General features: G+C 66.0%; 4 protein-coding genes and 2 pseudogenes. All 6 read right to left on the minus strand.

The genetic code is table 11. The features are described from left to right. Nucleotides 1-224, minus strand: a pseudogene (locus EVC45_RS43680) (EscN/YscN/HrcN family type III secretion system ATPase); the annotation flags it as partial. After that, nucleotides 221-1,072 (minus strand): type III secretion system stator protein SctL, encoded by an 852-nt coding sequence (gene sctL / locus EVC45_RS43685; protein ID WP_129964243.1) that lies wholly within the window; start codon nucleotides 1,070-1,072, stop codon nucleotides 221-223. The pseudogene EVC45_RS43680 and the gene sctL, both read right to left, overlap by 4 nt. Then, a complete protein-coding gene (locus EVC45_RS43690; RefSeq protein WP_129964244.1) occupies nucleotides 1,057-1,866 on the minus strand; it encodes a type III secretion protein HrpB4 in 810 nt (269 codons plus the stop codon). Before EVC45_RS43690 ends, sctL begins: the two co-directional genes overlap by 16 nt. Further along, nucleotides 1,866-2,705, minus strand: a complete 840-nt coding sequence (gene sctJ, locus EVC45_RS43695) for a type III secretion system inner membrane ring lipoprotein SctJ (protein WP_129964245.1) — start codon at nucleotides 2,703-2,705, stop codon at nucleotides 1,866-1,868. Before sctJ ends, EVC45_RS43690 begins: the two co-directional genes overlap by 1 nt. A gap of 56 nt (nucleotides 2,706-2,761) precedes the next feature. After that, a complete protein-coding gene (locus EVC45_RS48140; protein WP_373683132.1) occupies nucleotides 2,762-3,217 on the minus strand; it encodes a hypothetical protein in 456 nt (151 codons plus the stop codon). Further along, nucleotides 3,216-3,653, minus strand: a pseudogene (locus EVC45_RS48145) (HrpB1 family type III secretion system apparatus protein); the annotation flags it as partial. The gene EVC45_RS48140 and the pseudogene EVC45_RS48145, both read right to left, overlap by 2 nt. Nucleotides 3,654-3,999 lie beyond the last annotated feature (346 nt).

Raw genomic sequence — 3,999 nt, forward strand, 5'->3', positions numbered from 1 at the left:
CACAGCTCGCCAAGCATCACATCGAGCCCGGCTACCTTGACGAGCATGCCGATAACCTCGAGCACCTTGCCGGTCCGCGCGATGCCCTGTGTCGACAAGATTTCCTGTTCGATCGCATCGGCGAGGCGTTGCGCATCGAAGTGCATAAGCAGCGCGTCGTCGCGGTTGTCGACGTCGCCCGTAGGGCCAATGCGGGACATGCCGGCCGCGCGCGGCGAGGTCATCGCCGGCCCTCGTCGTTCCAGCCGTCGCTTGCATCGGCGTGGTGGTCCGCCGTTGCATCTTCCGGTGCCGTCGCATTGACCACTGCTGTGGCGACATACGGCGCGAGCCCGCTCAGTTCGCCCGCCGAGTGCTTGAGCGCGCGCGAAACCGCAAGTCGCATCGCCCGCATTTGCGTCGCGAGGCTTGCATCGATCGCGCCGAAATCGGACTCGCACAGGCAACTGCCGGGCGCGAGCCGCTTGTCCGCGACAACCGACAGCGGAAACGGCCTGCCGAGATCGCGCCAGCGCGCGCAGAGTCGTTCGAACGCGACGCAGGCCTTGTCGTAGTCGAATGGGCTCACGGCGACGCGCAGCCACGCCGCGCCTTCGACGATGCGGCCCACCTCCGACAGCGCCCGCTCGAACAGCTGATCAGCCTGCTGGACCTGGACGATCTGCTCAACGGCCACAGTGACGATGCTCGCAATCCGCTCGCGCATTTTCAGTTGTGCCCGGTGTTGTCCGGCGCAGACATCCGCGAGCCGCTCCACCCAGTCCGCGAGCGCACGCTGCTCACCGTCGCGGTAACCGTGCGCGGCGGCGTGCTCATACTCAGCGCGCGCTGTCTCGCGAATCGTTGCAGCTTCTGCATGGGCCACCGCGACGATCACCGCCGCCTCGTCGCGCGCGGCGTCGCGATCGGCGGCGAGCTGCTCGTAGGCGGCGTCCAGTTCCATCAGCGTCCCGAAGGCGGCACGCGGCACGACATCCGCATGCGCGCCGACATGCCCACCGCCGCGCCGCTCCCCGTGGCTGCCGCCGTCCTCCGTGCGGAGCAACCGGTCCGATCTCAGCCAAATAGCCATGCCCACTCCGGAAGCAGTTCGGGAAGCTGCGCAAAGAGAAGCGCGGTGCCGCTCAAGTCGAGTCCGCGCACGCGCGCCCCTAGCCACGGCGGCAGGTCGCGCGGCAACGCGAGGCGCAACAGTGCGCATGGGTGAGGCGCGCGTGCTGGCATCACGGACTGTGCCGCCTCATGCATGTCCTGCGCGATCAGCGCATAGCCCTCGCAGGCGAGCCGCTCTTCGTCGATCTCCTCGAGCGGCGGCAGCTGTCCGCGAGCGACGAGGCCCGCCACATCGGTCGCGTTAGCTGAAACATGAGCCGTGCCCTGGAGAGGTGCGGCGCTCAGCCGCTCGAGCGGCACGCCGACCCATTGCGCGAGGCGCCGGCGGCTCCGCTTGTCGATCAGCCGCCGCACGTCGGCGCGGCGCATTAGCAGCGCGCGCATGCGCAGCACGCGCAGGCCGTCGTCCACAGGCAATGCGTCGAGCACGGCGGGATCCAGCGCACGCAAGCTGTCGAACTCGGGCTTCGCCACGTCCGCTGCACGCAACAGTGCCCGCGAACAGCCGGCGAGCAAGCCGGCGTGCGTGCTGGCCAGCGCTTCGCGCAGTGCGTCGAATGACGCGGACATTATGGCGGGCTTCACATCGAACGCGGGCGCCCACCACGACGGATGGGCCCAGCGCGCAGCCTCGCTTGCATTGCGCTGCCACGCGGCGAGCGCAGCTGCGGTGGCAGCGACGGACGATACCGCACCAAACGCCGAGGATTCCGACGCCGAGAGGGCTGACAAAGACAACGTGGATGCCGCCATCACGCAGCCGAAGAAGGTTTTGCTCGCCGCCACTTGCCGGCGAGCGCATTGATCCGCGGATGAATTCGCGAATAAAGCGGAGCAGTTGCGCTCTGCTCCGGCCTGCCGCGCCGCAGCCACAGAAACAGACTCGCGGCGCCGACGAGAAACACCAGCGCCGCTGCGATCAACGTGGGCAACGGCGAAACCTGCGCCAGCGCTGGCTTCGGCAGATCGACCGGATCGGCGGCTACCGCAGTCACGCTCACAGCGTCGTAGGTCAGTCCTTCGACGCTATGCATCACGAGCGTCTTGATCTGCGGCACCAGCGCGGTCGCGTCGGAATCCGGCCGGTACTTGATGAACACCGATGCCGACGATGGCTTCATCTGCTGCGCAAGCGGATCGTTGTTGGGCAGCATGATTTGCACACGCGCGACGATCACGCCGTCGATCTTCGAGAGCGTCGCCGAGAGCTCCTGCGACAAGCCGTAAATGAAGCGCACCCGTTCCTCGGTCGGCGTTGACACGAGGCCGTCCTTCCTGAAGAGGCTGCCGAGATCATCGTACCGGCTGTGCGGCAGGCCACGCTCGCGCAGCACCTGCATCGCACGAACCAGTTGCCTGTCGTCAACCTCCAGCGTCCAGGTCTTGCCATTGTCGATGGTGCTTTTCGACGCGTCGACGCTCTGCTCAAGCAACGCCACCACCATCTCGTTCGCGTCCTGTTCGGTCAGGTTGCGATACAGCTCCTTCTGGCAGCCTGCCAGCGCGATACTGCCCGCAAGCGCAAGTCCGAGCGCGACCACACGCATCGTGTGAGCGAGCGGCCCGGCTGCGGCATTCGTGGTTTCCCGCATGGCCTATTGATTCCTCATCAGCGTTTCGACCGACGACTTCGACGAGTTGACCACGCTCATCTTGGCCCCATGTCGAGCTGCGTGCTGGCGAGTTCGAGCGCCGCTTTCATCGCTGCAGCGGTCATTTCCTGCACCGACTTCTGGATCTCCACGTCCTGCGCCGCGGCCATCTTCGCGATCACATTGGTACTCATCATGTCGCTGCCGTGGTGGGGCGGCGACATGAGCGGATTCCGCATCAGCATCTTGAAGTGGTTTCCGGCCTGTTGCAGCGACGCATCGCCGCCGGCCGCGGGCGATGCCAGCGCAGCCGCGATCTGCTGGTTCGTGACAGAAAGTGACATGATCAGCCTCTTGCCGTAAGTGGTCTTTGACAACGCAGCCGCGCCGCCCTGCAGACTCAGACGCGCAGATACCCTTGCCCGCCGCGCCATCGCCCGCAGGCGATGGCGCGGCGGGCAACTCGTCGTTGAGCGCTGCGATGGATGGCGGCACTTCGAAGGCGCCGCCATTGCTACAGACGCCAATTGCCTCGCGCAGATCGTCGCGAGCTTCGAGCGCACGCACGAGCTGGCGCGTGTCGCGATCGGGATTCTGCGCAAGCGCGGCGCTCGCCCATTGGCGCCAGCCGGCATCGCCCTTCACGGACAGGCCGAACGCGAGCAGCGCTTTCGCATACGAGAATTGTGGCGCGCCCTCGATCACGCGCGAGCGCACGCAGATTGCGTCGTCCCAATGGCCGCGCTGCATAGCGAGCACGGCCTCCATCGTGTCCAGCTCGGCCATTCGTGGACGCAACAGACGCAATGCGCCTAGTGTCAGCCCGATGTCGTACTGATCCGCTTCGAGCGCCGGAAAATTGTTGAGCAGCGCGCAGGACAGCGCATCGATCAGACCGCCCACTATGGCCTGACTGCAGTTGAGGTAATCCGGCGTCTCTGTACTCATGGCGAGAACTCCTGCTGATGGACGGGTCTACGAAGCTCGATGGCGCGCGGCCGGATTAAGCATCGGCATTCGGCGCGCAGCAATGCGTGACACCATACCAGCCGGCACCGTCCAGAAAATGTCCGATGCGAAGCGGGCATGACCCACGCGAAGCGCGGGTCATGCCGTGCCGCGTGACGGCATCACTTCGCTTGCCGAAGGCAGGCTTCGCATCCGCTGCGCTGCGCGGCAAAGGGCCCGCTACCGTAGAGTGGCTCTGATGTGCTTTGTTCGGCAGGGTAGGCGCCCAGTTGGTTGCGGACGCAATTAGGCCTTTTTAACGCACTGCGCCTGGCCAAAGGCGTTC

This window comes from Paraburkholderia sp. UYCP14C (assembly GCF_004197395.1).
Classification (GTDB): domain Bacteria; phylum Pseudomonadota; class Gammaproteobacteria; order Burkholderiales; family Burkholderiaceae; genus Paraburkholderia.